This is a genomic window from Blattabacterium sp. (Nauphoeta cinerea) (assembly GCF_000471965.1).
Lineage (GTDB): Bacteria > Bacteroidota > Bacteroidia > Flavobacteriales > Blattabacteriaceae > Blattabacterium.
This window is the reverse complement of record NC_022550.1, coordinates 24,248-50,354: the sequence shown is the minus strand read 5'-3', so window position 1 is coordinate 50,354 and position 26,107 is coordinate 24,248. Positions and strand designations below refer to the sequence as shown.

At 24.9% G+C, this 26,107-nt stretch carries 28 protein-coding genes and 4 tRNA genes; 10 read left to right on the top strand and 22 right to left on the bottom strand.

Annotated features, from left to right (window positions below; translation table 11 throughout):
- Positions 1-234, bottom strand: coding sequence for a DUF2795 domain-containing protein (locus K645_RS00270; protein ID WP_012821710.1), 234 nt, complete (start codon positions 232-234; stop codon positions 1-3).
- 142 nt (positions 235-376) lie between these two features.
- Between K645_RS00270 and fmt the strand changes: the two genes are divergently transcribed.
- Positions 377-1,345 carry a methionyl-tRNA formyltransferase gene (fmt, locus tag K645_RS00265; protein ID WP_022564884.1) on the top strand — a complete coding sequence of 323 codons (969 nt, stop codon included), beginning with the start codon at positions 377-379 and terminating at the stop codon, positions 1,343-1,345.
- 105 nt (positions 1,346-1,450) lie between these two features.
- On the top strand, positions 1,451-1,717 hold the full coding sequence (locus tag K645_RS00260) for an HU family DNA-binding protein (RefSeq protein ID WP_022564883.1): 267 nt from the start codon (positions 1,451-1,453) through the stop codon (positions 1,715-1,717).
- 61 nt (positions 1,718-1,778) lie between these two features.
- Here the strand turns inward: K645_RS00260 and pdxH are convergent, their stop codons facing one another.
- The gene (gene pdxH, locus K645_RS00255; RefSeq protein WP_022564882.1) at positions 1,779-2,435 is read right to left on the bottom strand and encodes a pyridoxamine 5'-phosphate oxidase; all 657 of its coding nucleotides are present in this window, start codon (positions 2,433-2,435) and stop codon (positions 1,779-1,781) included.
- A gap of 69 nt (positions 2,436-2,504) precedes the next feature.
- Here pdxH and K645_RS00250 point away from each other — a divergent pair.
- The 3 genes from K645_RS00250 to pheT all read left to right on the top strand — a co-directional run bounded on the left by K645_RS00250 (position 2,505) and on the right by pheT (position 5,810).
- Positions 2,505-2,581 (top strand) — tRNA-Met (locus K645_RS00250).
- A gap of 45 nt (positions 2,582-2,626) precedes the next feature.
- Positions 2,627-3,730 (top strand): DNA polymerase III subunit beta, encoded by a 1,104-nt coding sequence (dnaN, locus tag K645_RS00245; protein WP_022564881.1) that lies wholly within the window; start codon positions 2,627-2,629, stop codon positions 3,728-3,730.
- Positions 3,731-3,749: 19 nt separating this feature from the next.
- Positions 3,750-5,810, top strand: a complete 2,061-nt coding sequence (pheT, locus tag K645_RS00240; RefSeq protein WP_022564880.1) for a phenylalanine--tRNA ligase subunit beta — start codon at positions 3,750-3,752, stop codon at positions 5,808-5,810.
- A gap of 2 nt (positions 5,811-5,812) precedes the next feature.
- On the opposite strand, the gene K645_RS00235 is transcribed toward pheT, so the two are convergent.
- Together K645_RS00235 and trxB are read right to left on the bottom strand one after the other, a co-directional pair.
- Complete coding sequence (locus tag K645_RS00235) at positions 5,813-7,255, bottom strand: glycine--tRNA ligase (protein ID WP_022564879.1); 1,443 nt, start codon at positions 7,253-7,255, stop codon at positions 5,813-5,815.
- Between the two features lie 11 nt (positions 7,256-7,266).
- Entirely contained in the window at positions 7,267-8,220 is a 954-nt protein-coding gene (gene trxB / locus K645_RS00230) for a thioredoxin-disulfide reductase (RefSeq protein WP_022564878.1), read from the bottom strand.
- Between the two features lie 42 nt (positions 8,221-8,262).
- Here trxB and K645_RS00225 point away from each other — a divergent pair, with 42 nt between their 5' ends.
- Positions 8,263-8,697, top strand: coding sequence for a type I restriction enzyme HsdR N-terminal domain-containing protein (locus K645_RS00225; RefSeq protein ID WP_022564877.1), 435 nt, complete (start codon positions 8,263-8,265; stop codon positions 8,695-8,697).
- 15 nt (positions 8,698-8,712) lie between these two features.
- On the opposite strand, the gene gap is transcribed toward K645_RS00225, so the two are convergent.
- The 7 genes from gap to fabZ form a co-directional block, all read right to left on the bottom strand.
- Entirely contained in the window at positions 8,713-9,723 is a 1,011-nt protein-coding gene (gene gap / locus K645_RS00220; protein WP_022564876.1) for a type I glyceraldehyde-3-phosphate dehydrogenase, read from the bottom strand.
- Between the two features lie 31 nt (positions 9,724-9,754).
- Positions 9,755-11,545 carry a translation elongation factor 4 gene (gene lepA, locus K645_RS00215; RefSeq protein ID WP_041936047.1) on the bottom strand — a complete coding sequence of 597 codons (1,791 nt, stop codon included), beginning with the start codon at positions 11,543-11,545 and terminating at the stop codon, positions 9,755-9,757.
- A 33-nt stretch (positions 11,546-11,578) separates the two neighbouring features.
- Positions 11,579-11,651 (bottom strand) — tRNA-Arg (locus K645_RS00210).
- A gap of 14 nt (positions 11,652-11,665) precedes the next feature.
- Complete coding sequence (gene pth, locus K645_RS00205) at positions 11,666-12,256, bottom strand: aminoacyl-tRNA hydrolase (RefSeq protein WP_022564874.1); 591 nt, start codon at positions 12,254-12,256, stop codon at positions 11,666-11,668.
- A gap of 7 nt (positions 12,257-12,263) precedes the next feature.
- Positions 12,264-13,139: a succinate--CoA ligase subunit alpha gene (gene sucD / locus K645_RS00200; RefSeq protein WP_022564873.1), complete on the bottom strand. Its 876-nt coding sequence runs from the start codon at positions 13,137-13,139 to the stop codon at positions 12,264-12,266.
- 36 nt (positions 13,140-13,175) lie between these two features.
- Positions 13,176-13,745 carry an elongation factor P gene (locus K645_RS00195; protein ID WP_022564872.1) on the bottom strand — a complete coding sequence of 190 codons (570 nt, stop codon included), beginning with the start codon at positions 13,743-13,745 and terminating at the stop codon, positions 13,176-13,178.
- Between the two features lie 7 nt (positions 13,746-13,752).
- Complete coding sequence (gene fabZ / locus K645_RS00190) at positions 13,753-15,063, bottom strand: 3-hydroxyacyl-ACP dehydratase FabZ (protein ID WP_022564871.1); 1,311 nt, start codon at positions 15,061-15,063, stop codon at positions 13,753-13,755.
- A 268-nt stretch (positions 15,064-15,331) separates the two neighbouring features.
- Here fabZ and rpmH point away from each other — a divergent pair, with 268 nt between their 5' ends.
- Complete coding sequence (gene rpmH / locus K645_RS00180) at positions 15,332-15,481, top strand: 50S ribosomal protein L34 (RefSeq protein WP_022564869.1); 150 nt, start codon at positions 15,332-15,334, stop codon at positions 15,479-15,481.
- Positions 15,482-15,487: 6 nt separating this feature from the next.
- On the opposite strand, the gene K645_RS00175 is transcribed toward rpmH, so the two are convergent.
- On the bottom strand, positions 15,488-16,660 hold the full coding sequence (locus tag K645_RS00175; protein WP_022564868.1) for a M14 family zinc carboxypeptidase: 1,173 nt from the start codon (positions 16,658-16,660) through the stop codon (positions 15,488-15,490).
- Between the two features lie 177 nt (positions 16,661-16,837).
- On the opposite strand from K645_RS00175, the gene K645_RS00170 reads away from it, so the two are divergent.
- Together K645_RS00170 and K645_RS00165 are read left to right on the top strand one after the other, a co-directional pair.
- Complete coding sequence (locus K645_RS00170) at positions 16,838-17,650, top strand: CPBP family intramembrane glutamic endopeptidase (RefSeq protein WP_022564867.1); 813 nt, start codon at positions 16,838-16,840, stop codon at positions 17,648-17,650.
- 61 nt (positions 17,651-17,711) lie between these two features.
- The gene (locus tag K645_RS00165) at positions 17,712-18,629 is read left to right on the top strand and encodes a ribonuclease Z (protein WP_041936046.1); all 918 of its coding nucleotides are present in this window, start codon (positions 17,712-17,714) and stop codon (positions 18,627-18,629) included.
- Here the strand turns inward: K645_RS00165 and K645_RS00160 are convergent.
- Positions 18,620-19,807, bottom strand: a complete 1,188-nt coding sequence (locus K645_RS00160; protein ID WP_022564865.1) for an ABC transporter permease — start codon at positions 19,805-19,807, stop codon at positions 18,620-18,622. The two genes, K645_RS00165 and K645_RS00160, sit on opposite strands and share 10 nt — an antisense overlap.
- 20 nt (positions 19,808-19,827) lie before the next feature.
- The gene (locus K645_RS00155; protein ID WP_041936045.1) at positions 19,828-20,130 is read right to left on the bottom strand and encodes a ribosome-binding factor A; all 303 of its coding nucleotides are present in this window, start codon (positions 20,128-20,130) and stop codon (positions 19,828-19,830) included.
- 106 nt (positions 20,131-20,236) lie between these two features.
- On the opposite strand from K645_RS00155, the gene K645_RS00150 reads away from it, so the two are divergent.
- Positions 20,237-20,310 (top strand) — tRNA-Ile (locus K645_RS00150).
- A 16-nt stretch (positions 20,311-20,326) separates the two neighbouring features.
- Here the strand turns inward: K645_RS00150 and K645_RS00145 are convergent.
- The 8 genes from K645_RS00145 to K645_RS00110 all read right to left on the bottom strand — a co-directional run bounded on the left by K645_RS00145 (position 20,327) and on the right by K645_RS00110 (position 26,104).
- A tRNA-Arg gene (locus tag K645_RS00145) sits at positions 20,327-20,401 on the bottom strand.
- Positions 20,402-20,408: 7 nt separating this feature from the next.
- Complete coding sequence (gene rpmA / locus K645_RS00140) at positions 20,409-20,654, bottom strand: 50S ribosomal protein L27 (protein WP_022564863.1); 246 nt, start codon at positions 20,652-20,654, stop codon at positions 20,409-20,411.
- 12 nt (positions 20,655-20,666) lie between these two features.
- Positions 20,667-20,984, bottom strand: coding sequence for a 50S ribosomal protein L21 (rplU, locus tag K645_RS00135; protein WP_022564862.1), 318 nt, complete (start codon positions 20,982-20,984; stop codon positions 20,667-20,669).
- A 22-nt stretch (positions 20,985-21,006) separates the two neighbouring features.
- Positions 21,007-22,242, bottom strand: a complete 1,236-nt coding sequence (locus tag K645_RS00130; protein WP_022564861.1) for a SufS family cysteine desulfurase — start codon at positions 22,240-22,242, stop codon at positions 21,007-21,009.
- A gap of 5 nt (positions 22,243-22,247) precedes the next feature.
- Positions 22,248-23,546 (bottom strand): Fe-S cluster assembly protein SufD, encoded by a 1,299-nt coding sequence (gene sufD / locus K645_RS00125; RefSeq protein ID WP_022564860.1) that lies wholly within the window; start codon positions 23,544-23,546, stop codon positions 22,248-22,250.
- A gap of 18 nt (positions 23,547-23,564) precedes the next feature.
- Positions 23,565-24,317 carry a Fe-S cluster assembly ATPase SufC gene (gene sufC / locus K645_RS00120; protein WP_041935985.1) on the bottom strand — a complete coding sequence of 251 codons (753 nt, stop codon included), beginning with the start codon at positions 24,315-24,317 and terminating at the stop codon, positions 23,565-23,567.
- 15 nt (positions 24,318-24,332) lie between these two features.
- Entirely contained in the window at positions 24,333-25,775 is a 1,443-nt protein-coding gene (gene sufB, locus K645_RS00115; protein ID WP_041936044.1) for a Fe-S cluster assembly protein SufB, read from the bottom strand.
- On the bottom strand, positions 25,775-26,104 hold the full coding sequence (locus K645_RS00110; protein ID WP_022564857.1) for an iron-sulfur cluster assembly accessory protein: 330 nt from the start codon (positions 26,102-26,104) through the stop codon (positions 25,775-25,777). The genes sufB and K645_RS00110 overlap by 1 nt, the downstream gene beginning before the upstream one ends.
- Between the last annotated feature and the right edge of the window lie 3 nt (positions 26,105-26,107).

Here is a 26,107-nt window from a genome sequence, read left to right as displayed (position 1 = left end):
TTAAAGTTCATATTCATCTCTATTCCAATAAAAATCCTCGTCATCACGTGGATAATCTGCCCATATGTCTTCTATAGATTCAAAAACTTCTCCTTCTCCGTTTTCTAATTGTTGAAGGTTTTCAACCACCTCTAAAGGAGCTCCAGTACGAATAGCAAAATCAATCAATTCTTCTTTTGTTGCAGGCCAAGGGGCATCTTCTAAATGGGAAGCTAATTCTAAAGTCCAATACATAATATTTTTAATTATTAAAAAATCAAAAAAAATGATATTAAAATGATGTTTTATTTTATATATTTGATTTTCAAAAATCAATGAACTTTTTCGTAAAAAATTACAAGATAAAACTAGTGAATTTAAATTACAAATAAATTACATGAAAAAGTTTCCCAAAATTGTATTTATAGGTTCAAATCATTTTTCTCTTTATACCTTAAAAGAATTATATACGAAACAATACAACATTGTAGGAATCATTACAAGTCCTGACAATCCATTTTTTAAAAATAAAGGGGAAAAGGCATTTACTCCTGTAAAAATATACGCATTAGAAAATAATATTCCTTTTTTACAACCTAAAAATCTAAGAAATCATTTTTTTCTAGAAAATCTGAAATTATGGAATGCAGATATACAAATTGTTGTTGCCTTTAAAATTTTACCTAAAGAAATATGGAATTTACCTAAAATGGGATCTTTTAATTTGCATGCATCTTTACTTCCACAATATAGAGGAGCAGCCCCTATCAATTGGGTCATTATTAATGGAGAAAATAAAACTGGATTAACAACTTTTTTTATAGAAGAAAAAATAGACTCTGGAAGAATCCTTTTACAAAAAGAAATTGAAATAAAAAAAGAAGAAACGGCAGGAGAACTAGAGGATAAATTAAAAAAAATTAGTGGGGATGTGGTAATTCAAACTCTAGAAAATATTATCAAAAATAAAATTAAACCTATTTATCAAAATAATATTGATTCTTCTTTACTAAAATATGCTCCCAAAATATCTACTAAAGATTGTAGAATACAATGGAAAAATCCGTCCATAGAATATATTTACAATAAAATAAGAGGATTAAGCCCTTATCCTACAGCGTGGACATTTTTATTTTTTAATAAAAAAATATTTGTTAGATTCAAAATATTTATTGTAAAAAAAATACAAAAAATACATACTTTTTCAATTGGGTTAGTCATGATTACGAATAATATGGAGATGATAATCTCCGTTAAAGAAGGTTTTATATCTATTATTGAAGGACAAATAGAAGGAAAAAAAAGAATGTATATTAAAAATTTAATTAATGGATTGAAAATAAGAGAAAATCTTTTCGTACGATGAAAATTTTAGTCATTTATCCTTTATATATATATATTTGTTATTGCTATTGTTAATCATAGGATTATTTTATGATTAACTAGTTGACTAAAATTAAATTAATTATTCATGAACAAAACAGAATTGGTTAATTCAATAGCTGAAAAAACTGGAATAACAAAAATAAAAGCTAAAAATGTTACAGATGCATTTATAGAAACAGTAATTGAATCTTTAAAAAAAGGAGATAAAGTAACTCTTGTAGGATTCGGAACCTTTTCTGTAATAGAAAGACATCCTAGAAATGGAGTCAATCCTAGAACAGGAAAAAAAATACATATTCCAGGTAAGAAAGTGGCTAAATTTAAAATTGGAGCAGAATTAACAAAATTATAAAGACGTAAGACGAAAGATAGAGTTTGTAACTCACGAACTTTATCTTTTTATTTCGTATGTATCATGGATATAATCTATACAAAATCCATTTTTTTTCTTTTTCTAAAAGATAAACAAGTCTATCATGAAGTCTGTTGGTTTGTCCTTGCCAAAATTCCATTTTATATGGTTTAACAATATATCCACCCCAATAAAAAGGACGTTTTATTGTTTGTTCATTAAAAAAATTTTCCCATTTATTATACTGCTTTAATAAATATTCTTTAGATGAAAGAATCATACTTTGTCTAGAAACCCAACTTCCAATTTGATTTCCTCTAGGTCTATTATGAAAATATTTATCTGACTTATTTTTTTGTATCTTTGATGTTACCCCTTTAATAATAATTTGTCTTTCCATATTTTTCCAGTAGAAAGAAATACATACTTTTGGTGTGTTTTGAATCCCTCTTCCTTTCAAACTATAATAATTTGTATAAAAAATGAATCCGTTTTCTGAATATTCTTTCAATAAAACTACTCTAGTTTCCGGTCCCCCATCTTCTCCTATAGTAGAAATTGACATAGCATTAATTTCTTCGTCATCTTTTTCTTGATAAAAAGATTTTTCTTGTTGAAACCAATTATCAAATAATTGAAAAGGCTCTTTTGGGACTTCAGACTCTAACAAAGAATTTTTTGTATAATCTTTTCTAAAATTGCTCAAATTAACAGTCATAGTATTATAAAAATATTAATAAATAAAAATATCCTAACTTTATTGATTGTTATAACATAAAAAAATATTGGCGTGATAGCTCAGTTGGTTAGAGCGTTGGATTCATAACCCAGAGGTCGGGGGTTCAAATCCCCCTCACGCTACCAAAAATAAAAATTGGAATTTTTTTGTAAAGAAAACATGAAAAAAATATGTATTTTTCTATTTCTAGTTCTTCTCTATTAAGAAAATTACATACTTTATATAAAATCATAAATATTAATGATTTATCTAGTTCAATTACTCTTGTAATTTCTAAAAAAAATCAATTAAAAATTATATGGGGGTTAAATTCAAAAAATGTAATTCATACATATGTCAAAATAAATGTTAAGAAATATACGAAAGAAAAAGTAATTATATCTATTAAATTTATGATAGATGTTTTAATTACGTTTTCAAATGAAAAACTTGTCATAAAAAAAAAAGAGAATACACTGAATATTTATTCGAAACAAGGAATTTATGAAATTCCTACTTATAATGATTCAAATTATACTAATATAGTATGTCAATCATCTTTTTTTGCAAGAATTTATTTATCGTCGAATTATTTTTTAAAAATATTAAATAAAACTTTATTTGCGACTGGAAATGAAGAATTGGAACCTATATTAAATGGAGTATTTTTTCAATTTTTGACTAATGAAGGAATTTTTGTAGCAACGGATACTTATAAATTGGTAAAATATACTATAAAAAATTTTAAAACAAATAAAAGTGTACAATTCATTATATCTAAAAAATGTCTGAATATCATTCAGAATATTTTAAATGATGAAATCAAAAGTAATATAATTATTGAATATCGTAATAAAAATAATATTGTTTTTTATTTTAAAAATCATATTTTTTTATGTCAACCAATAAATGAAAAATATCCAAACTATCATTCTGTTATTCCTCCTCATAATAAATGTCATGCATCTCTTATTTTTAATAAACTTTTATTATTAAATACTATTAAAAGAATATCTATTTTTTCTAGAAAAAAAGAAAATTTTATTGATTTTCATTTTAATCATCAAAAATTAAAAATTTGTAATCAAATTAATATAAATAATTCTGTTTCAGAAATAGAGTGTCAAGTTATTTTTAACAATTTAAAAAATATAAAAATAGGTTTTAATTCTCAATTTTTAATTGAAATTTTATCTTCTTTGAATGAAGATTTTGTTTATTTTGAATTTTATAGTAAAATGGGAGTTATAAAACCTTTATATAAAAAAAAAAAGAAGAATCTATTTTTATATTAGTTATGTCTATAATAAAAATATGAAAATATCATTGAATTGGCTTAAAAAATATGTCTTTCCTCTTGATATAGAAGAAAATAAAATATCAAACATATTAACCGATATTGGATTAACAGTAAAAGGGATCAATAACATTGATAAGGATCTTGTTCTCGATGTTGAAATAACACCTAATCGTACAGATGCTATGAGTCATTATGGAATTGCACGTGATTTATATGCTGTTTTAAAATTTAGGGGATATAAAGTGAATTTATTAAAACCAGTAATAAATAAAGGGATTCATTACAATACAAAACCCCATATTCAAGTTTTTGTGAAAATACATGAAAAATGCATAAGATATTCCGGAATGTTTATTTACAAAATAAAAATAGAACCATCTCCATACTGGTTAATTTCTAGATTAAAATCTATAGGAATAAAATCTATAAATAATATAATAGATACAATGCATTTTGTCATGTATGAATTAGGGCAACCTATACATATATTTGATATGGACCAGATAGAAAATGGAAAAATTATAATAACAAATGCAGATAAAAATACGAATTTTCAATCTTCAGATAATGTTACAATAAAACTTGATGAAGAAGATTTGATTATTTGTGATGCCATGAAACCATTATCTATAGCTGGGATGATTAATCATGTGGAATCTAACATAAATATTAGGACCAAAAATATTTTTATTGGAAGTGCTTGTTTCAATCCTATTATTATTCGAAATTTTATAAAAAAACATTCTATAAAAATAAAAGCACAACATCTTTTTGAAAAAGACACTGATCCTAATCAGACTATATACGCTTTACAAAGAATAGCTTTTCTCATTAAGAACATCATGAAAAATAATGTATCATGTTCTGATATAATTGATTTTTACCCTAATCCTATATCTTTTTCAAAAATTAAACTTCGTTATCAAAAAATTATAAATATTATAGGAAAAAAAATATCGATAAAAAAAATTAAAAAAATTTTATCATTGTTAGAAATAACGATTCATTCCGAAAATAATAAATGTTTATTTATTAGTGTCCCATCCTATCGAACAGATGTTCAAAGAGAAATAGATGTAATTGAAGAAATATTACGAATTTATGGAATTCATAAAATTCCAATATATCATCAAATAAAAACGCCATTTATTTTTCCTAAAGTCTTTTATAAAACAGAATATGAAATACAGAAAATATTTTCTGAACAATTAACTTGCTATGGTTTTCAAGAAATAATTTCTTCTACTATGACAAACGAAAAAAAATATTCTTGTTTACTCAATTCTTTTTTTCATAGAAAAGGAATTCAGGTTATCAATCCAGTAAATCAAACTTATAAAGTTATGCGTTCTAGCTTATTATTCAGTATAATAGATTGCATAAAATATAATTATAATAATAATCGAATCAATTCTAGTATAAAATTTTTTGAATTAGGGAAAATATATTATAAAATAAATAATAAATTTTTAGAAAAAAGCTACCTGGGAATGGCTATATCGCAAAAAGAAAAAATTAAATCTCAAAATTCCCCTTTTTTTTATTTAAAAGGAATTATTGAACAAATATTTCAAAAAAGTGGAATATACAATTATACTCAAATACTTTCTGAACATCCATTATTGGAAAATGGTATTTCTATATTGTATGATCATAAAAATTTAGTTGAACTTGGAAAGTTTAAAAATAATGTTTTAAAAAAAAATGAAATATTTTATGCAGAAATTGATTGGAGATATTTAGTATCTATCATTCAAGAAAAAAAAATAATTTATATTCCATTCTCAAAATATCCCTCTTCAAGAAGAGACTTGTGTTTATTGGTAGATAAAACTATTTCGTTTGAAAAAATTAATCAAATAGTTAAAAAAAAAGAAAATCATATAATCAAAAAAATACAAATATATGATTTATATGAAGGGATAAATTTACCTATATCAAAAAAGTCTTATACTATAAGTTTCTTTTTTGAAAGTCAAAAAGAAACATTGACTGATAAAATTATTAGTGATTCAATGAAGGAAATTGAATTGTTTTTGAAACAAGAATTAAAGGCTGAAATAAGAGAAAAATAAAATTAAATTATATAAGATAATTTTTTTAAAATTTTTCTTAATCCAGTCTCTCGTTCTATAATTTTTGATATTTCTTTTATGTGAATTCTTTTCTGTTTCATACTATCTCGATTTCTTATAGTTACTGTATCTGTTTTTATAGTATCGTAATCTACAGTCAAACAAAATGGAGTTCCTATGGCGTCTTGTCTTCGATATAATTTTCCAATGGATTCTTTTTCATCGTATACTAATCTATGATGAATTCTTATGTCGTTAAATATTCTTTTTGCTATTTCTGGTAATCCATCTTTTCTAACTAATGGAAATATAGCAGCTTTAATTGGAGATAAATAATATGGCAATTTTAATACGATACGTATTTTTCTATTTTCCAATTTTTCTTTCTTTAATGAAGAAGAAAATATAGCTAAAAAAAGACGGTCTAACCCTAGAGATGTTTCTATAACATAAGGTATATAATTTTTTTTTAATTCAAAAATTCTTAATTTTTTTTTAGAAAAAAATTCATGATTTTTTAAATCAAAATCTCTACGAGAATGAATTCCTTCTATTTCTTGAAATCCAAAAGGAAAATGAAACACTATATCTGATCCTGCACTTTCATAATGAGATAGATGATCATGATCACATAATTTATAATATTTTTTATATTCTAAATTTAATTCTAAATGCCATTTTAATCGATTTTTTTTCCAATATTCATACCATTTTATTTCTTCTGCTGGAAGAATAAAAAATTGCATTTCCATTTGTTCAAATTCCCGCATTCTAAATAGAAATTTTCTGGAGAAAATTTCATTTCTAAACGATTTCCCTATTTGTGCAATTCCAAATGGAATTTTCATTCTATTTGATTTTATAATATTTTGAAAATTAGAAAATATACCTTGAGCTGTTTCAGGACGAAGATATAAATCTTTTTCATTTTGTATTTTGAACATCATGTTAAAATGACGGATATTGGTCCAATTTTTTGTTTTAGAAATAGGATCACAAATACACAACTCATCAATTAAAACTTTTATATCTACCAAATCCTTTTTTTTCAAAGATTGAGACAAACGAGATAATGTTTTTTCTTTTTTTTTAGGATCATTGAAAAATTTATCTTCTACATATTCTTGAATCAGAATTTCAGGACGATATCTTTTTTTAGAATCTTTATTGTCAATTAATAATTCACTAAATTTATTAACATGACCGGATGCACGCCAAATATCAGAATGCATAAGAATAGAAGAATCCAATCCTATTATATTATCATGAAGTTGAGTCATGGACTTCCACCAAAATTCTTTTATATTATTTTTTAATTCCACTCCATGTGGACCATAATCATAAATAGCATTTAATCCACCATAAATTTCGCTAGAAGGAAAAATAAAACCATAAGTTTTCGCGTGAGAAATTAAAAAATCAAAAAAATGACTACATTTTTTCATATTATTCTATTCTACTCTACATATAAAGATAAATACTTTTCCAAATCTAACGCAGCCATACATCCAGTCCCAGCAGAAGTAATAGCTTGACGATAATTAGGGTCTTGCACATCTCCTGCTGCAAATACTCCAGGTTTACTAGTTATCGTCTTTCCTTTTTGTACAATCACATATCCTCTTTTATCTAAATCTAATTCTTTTTTTAATATTTCTGTATTAGGAACATGACCAATCGCAATAAATAAACCACTAATTAAAATAATTTTACTGGTTTCAGTTTTTTGATTAAAGATCTTAATCCCTTCCAAAAAATTATCTCCAATAATTTCTGTAACATTAGAATAAAATAAAATACTAATATTACTTTTTTTTGAAATACGATATTGTAAAATTTTGGATGCTTTAAAATAATTTTTTCTAATGATCAAATATACTTTTCTACAAATCTTTGCTAAATAATTTGCTTCTTCTAAAGCGGTATCACCTCCTCCTATCACAGCTACATCTTTTTCTTTATGAAAAAAACCATCGCAAGTCGCACAAAAGGAAACACCTAATCCCATAAATTTTTTTTCTTTATGAATTCCTAAAAATTTGGGACGAGAACCTGTGGCTATAATTATTCCTCTACTTTCTAGATATTTTTTTTTCGTAGAAAAAAAAATACGATGTACTCCTCCTTGTTTATTGGATAAAATAACATGATTTACTGATTCATTGATAATTTTAGTATTAAAACGTGTTGCTTGCTTTTTACAATTGTTCATTAGATCGTTCCCATTAATTCCTTTAGGAAATCCAAGGTAATTATCAACATTAGTTGTGGTGGTGAGTTGCCCTCCCGGTTGAAATCCAGTAAAAATAATAGGATTCATATCAGCTCTTGCTGCATATATCGCAGCAGAATAACCAGCAGGTCCAGATCCAATAATTACACAATCTTGTATTTGTTTTTTGAGTAACATATTATTTATTTATTTTTTATAATATATTGAATAATAAATTATATGCATGATTTAAACTTTTTTATAAAAAGACATTTGTATTTAAAAAAAATAAAAGATAAAATTTATATATTTTGTGTAATCAGAGAAAAATTTTATCTTTTTACTCAAGAAGAAGTCATACGTCAATATATAATTTTTTTATTAAAACAAATAAAAAATTATAAAAACTCTAACATATGGGTGGAATATCCTTTTAAAATAAATAAATTAAACAAACGATTAGATATTTTAGTTCAATTTAATAAAAAACCACATATTCTTATAGAATGCAAAACCCCAAAAACTCCTATCACACAAAAAACTTTTGATCAAATTTCCATATATAACAAAACCATCCAAGCTCCATTTTTAATGATCAGCAATGGAATAAATAATTTCATTTTTAGAATAGAAAAATACAAAAAAAGATTTTCATTTTTAAAACATATTCCATAACCGATAATTATGTAATTATGTTGATAAAGAATGCATATAATCGATAAGATCTAACAGTTTTGTGGAATATCCTATTTCATTATCATACCATGCCACAATTTTTAAAAAATTGGGATTCAACATAATACTAGAATTTGCATCAAAAATAGAGATTCTTTTATCTCCTACAAAATCAGATGAAACAACAGCTTCTTCTGTATATCCTAATATCCCTTTCAATGTAGTTTTAGAGGCCTTTTTCATACAGGATTTAATTTCATCAAAACTAACACTATTTGTTAGATGAACCGTGAAATCTAAAACAGATACATCTGCCACAGGGACCCTAAAAGACATTCCTGTTAATTTTCCATTTAAACTAGGAATAATTTTTCCTACCGCATAAGCCGCACCTGTTGATGCTGGAATTATATTCACCAATGAAGATCTTCCTCCTCTCCAATCTCTAATAGAAGCAGAATCTACAACTTTTTGAGTTGCAGTAGAAGCATGTATTGTTGTCATTAATCCTTCTGATATTCCAAAATTATCATTTAAAACTTTAACGATGGGTGACATACAATTTGTAGTACATGAAGCATTAGATACAATATTTTGATTTTTTTTAAGATTTTTATGATTCACTCCCATAACAAACATAGGAATATCATCTTTAGGAGGAGCTGACAAAATCACTTTTTTAGCGCCTGATTTTAAATGAGCATTAGCCAAACTTTTTGTTAAAAAAAGTCCAGTAGATTCAACAACATATTCTACATTCAAATTTCCCCAATTTAGTTTTACAGGGTCCTTTTCATTAGTAACCTTAATGCGTTTTTCATTCAATACTAGATAATTTTTATCTTCAATACGAATATTTCCTTTAAAAGGACCATGAATAGAATCATATTTTAACATATAAGCTAAATATTCTATAGATACCAAATCATTTATAGATACTACTTGAACATTATTTCTATTTAAAGCAGATAATAAAACTAGTTTTCCTATTCTTCCAATTCCATTAATTCCTATTTTTATAGACATATTTAAATAATTTAATTTATTTGTTGTAAAATTAATTTTTAACTCTCAAAAAAGTCATAAAAGCAGATGACGGGATTTCAACTTTTCCTAGTTTACGCATTTTTTTCTTTCCTTTTTTTTGCTTTTCCAAAAGTTTTCTTTTTCTGGAAATATCACCTCCATAACATTTATCCGTAACGTTTTTTCTTAAAGCTTTAATAGTTTCTCTTGCCACAATTTTTCCCGATACAGATACTTGAATAGGAATGCTAAATTGATGTTTTGGAATTAACACAGACAATTCTTTACATATTTTTCTTGCTAAAAATAAGGCTTTCGTTTTATGAACTAAAAGAGATAAAGATTCTATTTTTTCGTAATTAATCAATACAGTTATTTTTTTTAAATCCGATTCTCTATAACCAATAAAATCATAGTCGAAAGAAGCGTATCCATTAGAAATGGTTTTTAATTTATCATAAAAATCAAATATGATTTCCGATAAAGGCATTTCAAACATAATTTTTATTTTTTTAGAAGTAAAAAAATTATGATTTCTAATCATAACCCCTCGTTTTTCAATACATAATGACATTATATTTCCTATGCAAACATCTTTAGTGAGAATAGAAACTAAAACATATGGTTCTTCTACTTTCTTTAAGTTTTCCATTTCTGGAAAATATGAAGGATTATTAATTAAAATTTTTAGATTATTTTTCATATAAACTTTATAAGAAACATTAGGAATAGTAATAATTACAGAAATATTATATTCACGTTCCAAACGATCTTTCACTATTTCCATATGAAGAAAACCCAAAAATCCACAATGAAAACCAGATCCTAATGCTGGAGAGGATTCAGGTATGAAAGAAAGTGCGGCATCATTTAATTGCAATTTTTCTATAGAAGAACGTAATTCTTCATATTCATCAGAATTAACTGGATAAATACTAGCGAAAACCATAGGTTTAAATTCTTTAAATTTTTGTATTGCTTCTTTGGCTGGTTTTTTAGCATCTGTTATAGTATCTCCTACTTTCACTTCACTTGTATTTTTGATACCAGAAACAACATATCCAACATCTCCTGTATGAATCTGATTTTTTGAAATACGTTTGATTTTTAAAGTCCCTATTTCATATGCAGAATAAACTTTTCCTGTGGACATAAATTGCAACTTTTGTCCTTTTCGTATACTCCCATTTTTTATTCTAAATAATGCTTCAATCCCTCTAAACGGATTGTATAAAGAATCAAAAATAATAGCTTGTAAAGGAGCTTTTGGATCGCCTTTTGGGGCAGGAATACGTGTAACTATTTTAGTTAATATATTATCAATCCCTAATCCATTTTTTGCACTAATAGGAATGATATCTTCCATTTTACATCCTACTAATTCCATTATTTCTTTCATTACATATTCTGGAATGGAATCTGATAAATCAATTTTGTTTAAAACTGGAATAATAGCTAGGTTATTTTTTAATGCTAAAGAAAGATTAGATATTGTTTGTGCTTGTACACTTTTCATGCAATCAACGACAAGCAAAGCACCTTCACAAGCTGCAATAGAACGTGATACTTCATATGAAAAATCCACATGTCCAGGAGTATCAATTAAATTCAGAATGTATATTTGATTATTGTATTCATATTCCATTTGAACAGCATGGCTTTTAATAGTTATTCCTCGTTCTCTTTCCAAATCCATATCATCTAATAACTGATTCCGTTTTTTTTCTGAAACTGTTTTTGTCAATTCTAATAAACGATCAGCTAACGTACTTTTTCCGTGATCTATATGTGCGATAATACAAAAATTACGAATATAATGAATCATAATTATAATTTAGTTTAAAAAATAATTAAATAACCTTGAAGGGAATCGAACCCATACCATAGGAATCGGAATCCTATATTCTATCCTATTAAACTACAAGGCTATATTATAATAATTTTAAATATGACGATTAAACATATTCATTGTTTTTTGTAATCCATTTTTTACAAATGAAAATATTATTTCTATACCTACATCTAATTTGGATGATAAAGAATTTCTTTCTTCATCTTTCCAGTTTCCTAATACATAAGAATCTATTTTTTTTTCAAAATGATCTTTATTAATCCCAAAACGAAGACGTGCATAATGAGATGTTCCTATTTCTTGTTCTATATTTTTTAACCCATTGTGTCCTCCATTTCCTCCTTTTCCTCTTAAACGAAAATTACCAAAATCCAAATAAATATCATCAGATATGACAAGAATATTTTTTAATACGATTTTTTCTTTTTTCATCCAATATTTAACAGCTATTCCACTGCGATTCATATAAGTAGAAGGTTTAAAAAAAAGTAATTTTTTATTATGATTGAATTCTGAAATAAAACCAAGTTTTTTTTTAGAAAAATAAAAAAAATATTTCTCTGAAATTCGATCCAAAATCATAAATCCAAAATTATGCCTAGTTTTTTCATATAAATACCCTGGATTTCCTAATCCAATTATCAAAAACTTTTTTACATTATTATTATGTAAATAAATCATATTAATATTAGTGAAGAATTTCGTATACTGCTTTTCCTATATTAGCCGGAGATTTAACAATATGTATTCCACTTTCTTTCATAATTTTCATTTTTTCTTGTGCTGTTTCTATTTTTTTTTCTATAATAGCTCCAGCATGCCCCATTGTTCTCCCTTTTGGAGCTGTTTGTCCAGCTATAAAGCCTATCACCGGTTTTTTATTTCCCAATTTTTTTATCCATTCAGAAGCCTCAATTTCTAATTTTCCTCCTATTTCGCCAATCATCACAATACATTCTGTTTCTGTATCATGTAAAAATAATTCCATAATCTCTTTTATATTCATTCCGATAATAGAATCTCCTCCGATCCCAACAGCAGTAGAAATTCCATAACCCAATTTCACAATTTGATCTGCCGCTTCATAAGTCAGAGTTCCTGATCTAGAAATGATTCCTACATTTCCTTTTTTTTTAAATACTGAATTAGGCATAATTCCTACCTTAGACTCTTCTGGTGAAACAATTCCAGGACAATTTGGCCCTATTAAACGAGATTTTTTTCCTTTTAAAAAATGTTTAATTCGAATCATATCTGAAACAGGAATTCCTTCTGTTATACACACAATAACTTGTACATTCATATAAATAGATTCTAAAATTGCATCAGAAGCAAAAGCAGAAGGAACAAAAATTACGCTTACATTTCCTCCTGTGTGATTCACTGCCTCTTCAATAGTATTAAAAATAGGAACCCCTAAACACATTTTTCCCCCTTTACCTGGAGTAATTCCTCCTACTATAAAAGTTCCATAATTTATCATTTGTTCAGTATGAAACAATCCCTCTTTACCAGTTAATCCTTGGACAAGAACTTTAATGCTTTTATCTATCAAAATACTCATAATTATTAATTAATTTTTTTTCATAAAATTTGAATTTTATTTTTTTATTCTTTCTATATAAGATCTATTTTTTGTATTTATTTTAACAAAATCTCCTATCTTTAGAAAAGAAGGAGTTAATAACCTAGTTCCTGTTTCTAAAATAACAAGTTTATTGGTATTATTAATCGTGTCTCCTTTTTTGACATATTCTGTCTGTTTCACTTCTAAAATAACTGTAGAAGGTATTTTAAAAAACAAAAAAATTTTTTCTTTTTTACTTTTGACATGAAAAAAAATAGGGATTTTCATCCCTTCTTTCAAAAACTCTATATTTGTGTTTTTGATTAATTTTTTTTCTATTTGTATTTGATCATAAGTGCTATCATCCATAAAATAAAAAATATTTCTTTCTTTATATAAATATTTATAATAACGAGACTCTATTTCAACCTTTTTCAATTTATGTTTCGCTGAAAAATTGCTTTCTAAAACATAACCTGTTATTAAATTTTTTAATTTCGTTCTAATAAAAGCATATCCATTTCCAGGTTTGACATGAAGACAATCAATAATTTTGAATATTTCCTTATTCCATTGTATATATAAACCTTTTTTGATGTTCATTTAATTTTTAAAATTTTTCATAATTTTTAACGATTTTTGCGACAACTTCTGCTACTACCACAAGCTGATTATTTACATAACCTTTCCCTCGCATGTAAACGATTCCTCTTTTCATAGATTCTAACAAATTAACTTTAAAAATAATTATATCTCCAGGAACTATTTTCTGTTTAAATTTTACTTTATCTATTTTTAAAAAATAAGTAGAATATAATTCAGGATGACTGAATTTATTTAATACAAGTATTCCTCCAACTTGTGCGATGGCTTCTATTTGCAATACACCGGGCATAATAGGTTCTCTAGGAAAATGCCCTATGAAAAAGGATTCATTCATTGTCACATTTTTAACTCCTACAATACTATTTTCTGTTAAGTCTATGATTTTATCTACTAAAAGAAATGGAGGTTTATGAGGCAAAATTTTCATAATGCTTTTTATATCCAAAATAGGTTTCTTTTTGAAATTGAATTCAGGAATATCATTAATATCATTTTTTCTAAACGTTTGAATTTGATTCATTAACTCCTTTACAAATTGCATGATAATATAGTTGTTTGGATTATAAAAGATAAATCTTCCTTTTAACTTAGTTTCTATTAAAGTTAAAAAACCTATAATATCTAAAAGAATATGTTTTGTTATTTCATTAAAAGTTTGATCGAGACAAAAAAAAGTATTATAAAAAAAAGAATACAAAGAATTTTCTCTTACTTCCTCTATTTTTTTTTCGCTAAGAATACAAAATATTTTTGAATTTGCAATTTTTTGAAACTGATATATATGTTGAAAAATAGCATTTTTTGCATAATATTTAGAGTTAAAATCTATAACTGTCATGATTTCAAATTGTTTGGAAGGTAAAGCTAAAATTTCTCCTCCTGTTTTTGTGTTTTCATAAGAAATAATTTTCGTGATTGAATAATATTTTCTTATTTCGTCTTGTTCTATAATTCCTACTTTTTGAATGGCTTCTACAAAAAATTTAGAAGAACCGTCCATAATAGGAATTTCAACATTATCTAATTCTATGATTATATTATCTAGATTCATCCCAGTCAAAGCAGCTAAAACATGTTCAATAGTATAAATTTTGAATCCATCTTTTTCTAGAATGATACCTTTATCTATACTTTCTTTTATAAAAAAAGAATAATGAGCTTTTATACAAGGTTTTTCTTTTATATCTGTTCTAATAAAAATAAAACCCGTATGAATTGGAGCTGGTTTAAAAGTAATAGTTACTTTTTTTTTAGTGTATAAACCAAATCCTTGTAAAGAAATTTTTCCTGCAATAGTTTTTTGCTTTTCAAGCATATAACAATATATATTAGAATTCTTTAAAAGAAAAATAAAAACTTTATGTAATTTATACTATAGACGGTGTGATTCTTATTCTTTCTATCATGAATTTTTCAAGACGTATGATTTTTTTCTTTACAGGTTTTATCATTGGTATTTTAATATTACTTTTTTTTTCCTATACCTCTCATAAAAGATTATTGAATATAAAAAAGAAAAAAATAGTAGAAAAAAAAGACGTAAAATATTTTTATAATATAAAAAAAACAAACAGTTTCAAACTATGAAAAGAACTTATCAACCTTCAAATAGAAAAAAAGTTAATGTTCATGGATTCATGAAACGAATGAATACAAAAACAGGTCGCATAATTATATCCAGAAGAAGAAAAAAAGGAAGAAAAAGACTTTCCGTTTATAATTTTAAAAAGTAAAATGGATTACAAAATTTTAAAACTTTCTATAGTTCCAATTTCAGGAAAACTTTCTCCCTTTTCCCCATAAAATTTTTTACCTGTCACGATAGATTCTTCATAGGCAAAAAAATTTGATAAATCTCCTATATCTACTACTTTGGTTAAAGTGTAAAGATTTTTTTTCATTAAATCAAACTTTTCAAAGTTCATTAATCCTATATCTACTAAAAATTCATTTTTGTTTTTTTTGATTTCTACTTTTCTATATATTTTATCCAATAAAACATTTTTATTTTCTGGAATTGATAAATAAGATTTATAATATTCTTCAAGATTTTCCCCTTTATTATAAGAAATGAAATAAATTCCGGCAAGAATAGATAATACACTATATTTTCTAATAATTTTTTTTTGAAAATCTTTTGGATAATTTCCTGATTCTACTAAAATACAAGGATAACCTAATTTTTGTAAACGATCCCCAGTTGCTGTAGGATATAATTTGTCAGAAAATCTTCCTATTGATCCAATATGAGGTAAAATTTTATGAAGTTCTTTTACAATAAAACTTATAACACCCATAGATTTTTTTTTACTTATAGAATAAGTATTGTTTTTCAAGGATATAGAAGGAGATAAAAAAGATAAAATGGCAGGATTAAAATTTTTATGATCAACATTATAAATACTTCTTTGATCATGTAAATTAAATAAAATATTAGGTTTACTTTTTCCTATTTCTTTGAATAAAATTTGTATTTCTGGAGATTGTAAACGAATAGCATCTCTATTTAAGTCTATATTTATAGCATTTCTTCTTCTAAATATTTCAGATCCATCAGGATTTAACATTGGAATAAATAGAATAGTTAAATTTTTTTTAAAAAATTGGACTAATTCACAATTTTTTTCTTTTAAAAAAAAATGAAAAATATCAAACATGGATTTTGTTCCAGTGGTTTCATTTCCATGCATTTGAGACCAAATGAATATTTTTATTTTTCCTATCCCCCATTTAATTTTAAAAATTTTTCTTTTTTCTATAGATAATCCTATAGGAATGATAGAGCATATATCTTTATACTTATTCATGATTTGTAATAAATCAGAATATCTGAAAATTTTTGAACAATGAATACTGCTATCTTTAAAAGATTCATAATTATGGAACATAGATATAATATCAAAAAACGACATAATAACCTTGATTTATTTTAAATAATTCCCCCATTCATGATTATGATTAATAACAAAATTGTTGTTATCTTTTAACAAGAAAGAAAACGAACTTTTACTAAATTAAAATATTTTCATAATATAAAATGAAATAAAAAAAACAGAATTATATAAAAAGAATAATTTTTAATATTCATTATGAAGAATTATTTTAAAATAAATTATATAGAATCAATTTTATTAATAATAGGATTTATTGCTTTAAATTTTTTCAATATAATTCTTAGAAAATTATTGATTTATATTGATTTACCTGAAAGCATGATATTTTCAATATCATATACTCTTCCTTTTATTTTTTTATTTCTTTTCATATCTCATCAAGCACAAAAAAAAAGTATCACTATAGACTTATCTATGAACTTATCTCCATGGTATATTTATTTTATTATTTTTTGTATGATGTTTTGTATGATCATTATCAATGAATACATATCTTCACTAGTCCCAAAAGAAGGGCCAATATTAGGAAATATGTATAAAGAAATTGAAGAATTTCTAAAAGAAGAAATTAAAAATACAATTCCTTTTTTTTCTACTACAGTATTATTAGCACCTATATGTGAAGAAGTACTTTTTAGAGGTATTATTTTAAATGGTATGTTAAAAAATAAAATACACCCTATTAAAGCTATTTTATTTTCTTCATTTTTATTTGGATTGACTCATATGAATCCATGGCAATTTGTAGGAGGCATTCTTATTGGAAGTTTTATAGGATTCATTTATTTTATAACTTCTTCTATTATCGACTGTATATTATTACATATTTTTAATAATGCTTTTGCTATATTCACTATGTTTTTATTTATGAAAAATAAAAATTTTATAGTACCTAAAAAGATCAGTTTGGATATAAATTTTGGATTAATATTAATAATATCTTTTATTATAGTAATGAGTGGGAGTATTTTTCTTTTAAAGAAAAAAAGAGAAAGCATAAAAAATTAAATTTTTTTTATAAAAACTGACTATACACATGAATTAGAAAATTCATTTAAAATTTTTCATGATGAAAAAGTCTTCATTAACTATTTTAGGATGTCATTCTTCCATCCCTACAAACAAGTTCCATCCCACTGCTCAAATATTGGAAATGAAAGGTTTTTCCTTTCTTATTGATTGTGGTGAGGGGACACAAGTTCAATTAAGAAAAACAAAAATAAAATTTAATAAAATAATACACATATTCATATCTCATTTACATGGAGATCATTTTTTTGGATTGATTGGATTATTATCTACTTTTCACCTATTAGGGAGAGAAAAATCAGTAAATATTTACGCTCCAAAAGGATTAAAAGAAATCATAAATGTTCATTTTAAATGGTCTTATACCAGACTTAAATATTGCATAAATTATATAGAATTATCATCACAAAAATTGGAAAAAATCATGGAAAACGATAAAATAGAAATTTTTTCCATCCCATTAAAACACAGAATTTATGCAAATGGATTTCTTTTTAGAGAGAAACCTAGCAACAGAAAATTAAATATGGAAGAAATTAAAAAAATACCCGATATTAAAATCGTAAACTATCAGAACTTAAAATTAGGAAAAGATTTTAAAACTAATGATGGTCAAATTATTCCTAATAAAAAATTAACATTTGATCCTCCTAAAATATTATCTTATGCTTTTTGTTCAGACACTTCTTTTTACTTACCTATAGTTGAGCATATAAAATATGTAGACTTATTATATCATGAATCCACATTTCTAAAAACGGAAGAAAATAGAGCTATTCACACAGGACATTCTACAGCAAATCAGGCCGCACATATAGCTAAAAAAGCTAAAGTCAAAAAATTATTATTGGGACATTATTCAAATAGATTTCCTAATATTAAAGAATTTGAAAAAGAAGCAAAAGAGATATTTTCTAACGTAGAAGCATCCGAAGCTCTAAAAACATATTATTTGTAATAAATCATATTATTAATTCTTTTTAAAGAATAAAAAGATATAATTGATCCTATTATTAAAATCACACATACAACCATATAAGAATCTTCTATTGTAATTTTAACAGGAAAAGGTATTTTTTTTTCTATTTTAAATATTTTATATTTTTCTTGTATCAAAGAAATAATATAAGATATAAATAAACCACTTAAACAACCAAAAGTAGTAATCATAAATCCTATATAAAAAAATATCATCTTGATTCTATATAAAGAAAAGCCCATACTCCATAATGTAAAAATTTCTTTTAATTTATCTAGTTGTAAAATATAAATAGCACTAAATAAATTAAATCCAGTGATTAATGTTATTAAAATAAACAAAAAATATATAAATATTTTTTCTGTGTTCAGAACTTTATGAAAACTTTTTTCTCTTTCTACACGTGTTATTATATTAAATTTTGAACCGAGTTTTTTCATTAAAATATTTTTTAAATTATCTATGTTTACTTGATCATAAACCTTAATTTCTAAGGTTTGAAACCCTTTTTTTTTTATTACATTCTGTAGTTCATATAAATCACAAAATAAATATTTTATGTCCATTTTAGGGCTAAAATGAAAAATTCCTTTCACACAAACTTTTTTTTTCATAAAAAATAAAGTATTTTTTTCATCTTTTTTAGAATCAAAAAAAAGTATCTGTAAAGGCGTATTTATTATGTGATATAATAACAGGGGATCCAATATATAAGACCACCCTATATATACATTTAAATAATCAAACTTATTATTTTTTAAATTTTTTTTTATAAATTTTTTCATTACTTTTTCATATCCTACATCCACCCCTTTTAAAAGGACAAAATATTCATGATTATTATAATGTAAAAAAACTTTTTTTTCTATGGTCTTAGAGAAAGCCATAATTTCTTGTATAGGTTCTATTTTTTTAATAATACTATCATTAATAAAAAAATCTTTTTCATTGAAACAAGAAATAGTTATATCAGGATAATGAGTTTGATGAAATTTTTCATTTAAATTTTCTAATCCAGAGAAAACAAATAAAATTGTAGATAAAGAGAATGCAGAAACCCCAATAGATAAAATTGATAAAAAAACAATGATATTAACAAGATTTGTTTTTTTTTTAGAAAAAAAATAACGTATAGATATATAAAAATAAGTATTCAAAAACTTGAAATTAAAAAATTTTATACAGATGCATAAAAATCTAATTTGGGAATTTTTTTCACACGATATCTCAATCTCTTAGAAAGTAATTTTCTATAAAATCTAGATTGAAAACGAATAAATTCTAATGTTTTTTTATCCAAAAAAGGATAAATGCTAACATATCCTTTTATTAAGTTCATATCAGGGCTCATACATATTCTAATTAAAGTCACTAAAAATTTATTCTTGCTTTCACTATAAAAAATTTCTTGATTCAAGATTTCTGCTATTTCTATAAAAAATATTGAAGATAATCTCTCATTTCTAATCAAATCTTTCATAATTTCGTCACTTTTTTTTTGCGAATAGAGATAAAAAACGAAAAAAATTTTCAAAAAGCTTGTAATAGGAAAAATAATGTTGTAAAATTGCACTACTTTATATTTGGGTCCCATAGCTCAGTTGGTTAGAGCACCTGACTCATAATCAGGGAGTCGCTGGTTCAAGTCCAGCTGGGACCATTTTTTATTTCTTGAGTAACCGGGGGGGGATTCGAACCCACAACTTACAGTTTAGGAAACTGTTGTTCTATCCTATTTGAACTACCCAGTCTTATGATCTATAATAGAAACAATCGATTTATTTTTTTTACTTTTTTAAAAGAAACATAACCATTTTTTATAGCATATAAAGTATGATCTTTTCCTATTCCTACATTTCTTCCAGGATGATGTTTTGTTCCTCTCTGACGAATTATGATATTACCAGAATTTACATACTGATTTCCATATATTTTAATTCCTAATCTTCTTCCTGCTGAATCTCTTCCATTTCTAGAACTTCCAGAACCTTTTTTATGAGCCATATCTTGTTTTTTTTATGAATTTTTTAAAAAAGAAATTATTTTTATTTTTGAAAATAAAGGCCTAAATCCATTTTTAACTTTATACCCTTTTCTTCTTTTTTTCTTAAAAATAATAATTTTTTTTCCTTTTATATGTTGTAAAATTTCTATTTTAACACTGATTTTTTCTATAAAAGGATTTCCTAAAATAAGTCTTCCTTCTTTATAAAACAAAAAAATCTGATTTAACAATATTTTTTCTCCTATATTAGCTTCAATATGGGGTACATATATATATTCATTTTCAACAATTTTAAATTGTTTATCTTTTATATTAACAATAGCATACATTACAAATAGCTTTAATATTTTTTTATTTTAATAATATTTTTTTTGCTTTTAAAATACTTTCAAATAAACAATCTATTTCTTTAAAAGTATTATATACAGAAAAACTAATACGAATCATACCTGAAACTTTAAAAAAATTCATAAGAGGTTGTGCACATAAATGCCCTGTTCTTACCGCAATTCCTAAACGATCTAAAACACTACCTACATCAAAACAATGTAACTCATTTAAATTAAACGAAATAATACCAGACTTTTCAGAAATATCATTGGGAGTTCCATATAATTGAATTCCATTTATTGATCTTAAACATTTTACAGCATACATCAAAAGTTTTTTTTTGTACGATTGAATATTTGATATTCCTATTTCTTTTATAAAATCTATAGCAAATCCCCACACAATAATTCCTTCTATGTTTGGGGTTCCAGCTTCAAATTTAAATGGGAGACCTGAATAAGTTGTTTGATTCAAACTTACATTTTTAATCATTTCCCCCCCGAATTGATAAGGATGCAACTTTTCCAATATTTTATTTTTTCCATATAATATACCAATACCAGTAGGCCCATACATTTTATGAGCAGAAAAAACGTAAAAATCAACATTTAAATCTTGTACATCTAAATCTAAATTAGATGGGACTTGAGCTCCATCAATTAAAACTAAAGCTCCATATTTATGAGCCTTTTTAATAATATATTTAACAGGATTAATAATCCCTAAAACATTAGATATATGACTAATAGATACTATTTTTGTTCTTTCTGAAAGAAGAAACTCAAAATCTTTCAATTTTAAAAAACCATTTTCATAAATGGATATCATTTTTAAAATAGCTCCTTTTTTTTGGCAAAGAATCTGCCATGGTACAAAATTTGAATGATGTTCTATACAAGAAATAATAATTTCATCTCCTTTTTTTATGAAAGCATCCATACTAGATGCCACTAAATTAATAGACTCTGTAGTACCTTTTGTAAATATAATTTCAGAAGAATATTTTGCATGAATAAATTTTTGAATCTTTTTTCTTACATTTTCTACATATAAAGTCGCTTTATGACTAAGATAATGCAGTCCTCTATGAACATTAGAGTTCATGGTCGAATAATAATTTTGGGATGCTTGAATAACTTTTAAAGGTTTTTGAGTAGTTGCCGCATTATCCATATAAATTAAAGGATTAGAATATATTTTTTCTTTTAAAATAGGAAATTGATTTCTTATTTCTTGTATTTCTTTTTCTGAAAACATATTTTTTATAAATGTTTATCTAATTTTTCCTTTATTTTTATATGTATAAATTTTTTTAATTCCAAAATCCGAATAGGAACCAACATTTCCCCTAAAAATGATAATAATAATAACATTTTAGCTTTTTTTTCAGGAATTCCTCTTGATTGAAGATAAAATAATTCATCTTCCTGAATATTACCGACGGTACACCCATGAGAACATTTCACATGTTCAGAATAAATTTCTAATTGAGGCTTAGCATGTATACATGCTTCATCAGAAAGAACAATATTATGATTTTTTTGAAAAGAATTTATTTCTTTTATAAATTTATTCACAATTATTCTTCCATTAAAAATTCCTTCCGATTTTTCACATAAAATATTTTTATACAATTGAAAACTATAAGCATTTGAACATAAATGATTGATTAGAGTATTGTGATCCACAAATTGTTTTCCCGATAAAAGAGAAATGCCGTATAAATAAGAATAAGTTTTTTTACCATTAGAATAAAATTTTAAATTATTTCTTATATAATTTCCTTGAAAAGAAAAAGTATAAACAGTGCATTTACTGTTTTTATTTTGTTTTAAAAATGTATTATCTATTATAGAAGTTTCTTCTAAATCATTTTGCACTTTATAGTACTCAATGACACTATGGTTCATCGCATAAATTTCACTAACTGAATTTACAAAAACAAAATGCTTCTTTAAACATTTAAAATGTTCTATAATTTTAACATAGGAATGCTCTCCCACCACAATCAAATTTCTGTTATTCAACATAATTTTAGATTCAATTCCTGTAGAAATATGTAATATTTCTATAGGATTTTCTAAAATAACATTATTAGGAATATAAATATATGCTCCGTCTATTGACAAAATAGTATTCAAAGTATAGAACGCATCATATTGATATGATAGTCGATCATAATAATCTTTAATTTTATTTTCTTTTAGTGATACTATATTTGATAAAATAATATTTCCCGCATCATAAGAAAGATAAGGATTATATTTCCCGTCTATAAAAACTAAAATAAGGGAATCTTCATTTTTAAGAAAAGTTAATTTTCTTATTTTTTGATATTCTATATTTTTTATTTTTTCTTCTTCTGAAAGAAGATTATAATCCTGTTTAAGAATTGAATCAATATTTGTATTTTTCCATTTTTTCTTGATAAAAGAAGGAAATCCTTTTTTACAGAAAAAATCAGAATGTTTTCGTTGCAAAAACGACATATAAGTGTCATCTTTTTTTGCATAAGTAAATTTCTTAATTAAGAAAGAAGTTATTTTTTCTCTTAACTGCATTTATATAAAGTTAAGTAATTACTCTTGATTCTTCATTATCCAATCATATCCTTTTTGCTCCAATTTTTCAGCTAATTTTTTATCTCCTGACTGAATAATTTTTCCATTATATAAAATATGTATAATATAATCTGATAAAAGATAATCTAATAATCTTTTATAATGAGTGATAACTAAAATAGAGTTTTTTTTATTTCTAAAGTCGTTAATTCCTTTAGCTACTATTCGCAAAGCATCTATATCTAAACCTGAATCTATTTCATCTAATATAGAGAACAAAGGATCTAACATTATCATTTGAAATATTTCGTTACGTTTTTTTTCTCCCCCAGAAAAACCTTCATTTAAAGAACGATGAAAAAAATTTTTTTCAATTTTTAATAAAGAAGACTTTTCCTTTATTTTTAATAAAATATCTTTAGCAGACATTTTTTTTATATTCCGTGCATTGCAAATGGAATTAATTGCTGTTTTAATAAAATTAACAATAGACACTCCTGGGATTTCAATTGGATGCTGAAAAGAAAGAAAAATACCTAAATGAGCTCGTTCTTCCGGAGAATAATTTTTTAAATTATGATTTAAGAAATAAATATTTCCCTCAGTTATTTTATAATCTTTTTTACCTGCTATTATAGAGGCAAGAGTACTTTTTCCAGAACCATTAGGCCCCATAATAACATGACTTTCTCCTGCATTGATTTTCAAATTCACTCCTTTGAGTACCTTTTTATTTTCTATATAAGCATGTAAATTTTCTATATTTAACATCATAATTTTTTATTATTATCCTACAGATCCTTCCAAAGAAATTTCCAAAAGTTTTCTAGCCTCTACTGCAAATTCCATAGGAAGTTTTTCCAAAATATCATTACTAAAACCATGAACAATTAGAGAAATAGCTTTCTCTGTATTGATTCCTCTTTGATTACAATAAAAAATTTGATCTTCTCCAATTTTTGAAGTCGTGGCTTCATGTTCAACTTTAGAATTGGAATTATATACATGAATATCCGGAAAAGTATGAGCTCCACATTTATCTCCAATTAATAAAGAATCACATTGAGAAAAATTATGGGATTGAATTGCTTGAGAAGTAATTTTAACCAAGCCTCTATAATTGTTTTGAGCTTTACCAGCAGATATTCCTTTTGATATAATAACACTTTTTGTATGTTTTCCTATATGTATCATTTTAGTTCCCGTATCTGCTTGTTGAAAATTTTTAGTTAAAGCTAAAGAATAAAATTGCCCCATGGAAAAATCTCCTTTTAGAATGCAAGATGGATATTTCCAGGTAATTGAAGAACCCGTTTCCACTTGGATCCAAGATATTTTTGCTCCTTTCTCACATAAACCACGTTTTGTCACAAAATTAAAAACACCTCCTTCTCCTTTTTTATTTCCAGGGAACCAATTTTGAACGGTTGAATATTTCACTTCAGCATTTTCCAATGCGATAATTTCTACTACAGCTGCATGTAGCTGATTTTCTTTTCTTTGGGGAGCAGTACATCCTTCTAAATAACTAACGTATGAATTTTCATCTGCGATAATTAAAGTTCTTTCAAATTGACCTGTTTTATTTTCATTGATACGAAAATATGTGGATAACTCCATAGGACAACGAACCCCTTTTGGAATATAACAAAAAGAACCATCTGAAAATACAGCTGAATTTAAAGCCGCATAAAAATTATCTTTTTTTGAAACAACTGAACCTAAATATTTTTTTACAAGACTTGGATATTTTTTCATAGCATCGTTGATGGAGCAAAATATAATCCCTTGATTTTTTAATTTATTTTGAAATGTAGTAGCTAAAGAAACAGAGTCTAATACTATATCTGTCGCTACACCTGAAAGGATTTTTTGTTCTTCTATAGGAATTCCTAATTTATTAAATGTATTTATTAATTCTGGATCTACTTCTTCTAAATTATTTAAATTTATTTTTTTTTTAGGAGCAGAATAATAACTTATTTTTTGAAAATCTGGAATTTTATACTTTATATTTGCCCATTTTGGATAATCCATTTTATTCCATATATGATAAGATTCTAATCTCCAATCCAACATCCATGTGGGTTCCTTTTTTTTTTCTGTTATTTTACGGATAACATCTTCATTTAAACCTACTGGAATTTTGTCTGATTCTATTGGAGTATAAAATCCATATTTGTATTCAGAATCAGCAAAATCTTTCAGGATTTTATTATTTTTTTTCATTATGATGAAAAACTTTTTCCACAACCACAAGTATGTTTTGCTTTAGGATTATTAAAATAAAACCCCTTTCCATCTAATCCATCTGAATATTCTAATGTTGTACCTTCTAAATAAGGAATACTATTTTGATCTATCAATATCTTCATTTCTTCATGTTGAAAAAGTTTATCCCCTTCTTGTTTTTTTTGATCGAAAGTAAGTTCATAAGACATCCCTGAACATCCTCCAGTTTTAACTCCAAATCTAACGAAAGAAATATTATGAGAAAGTCCCTCTTTTTTCATAATAGAAATCAATTTACTTTTAGCTTTTTCAGATATAAAAACCATAAT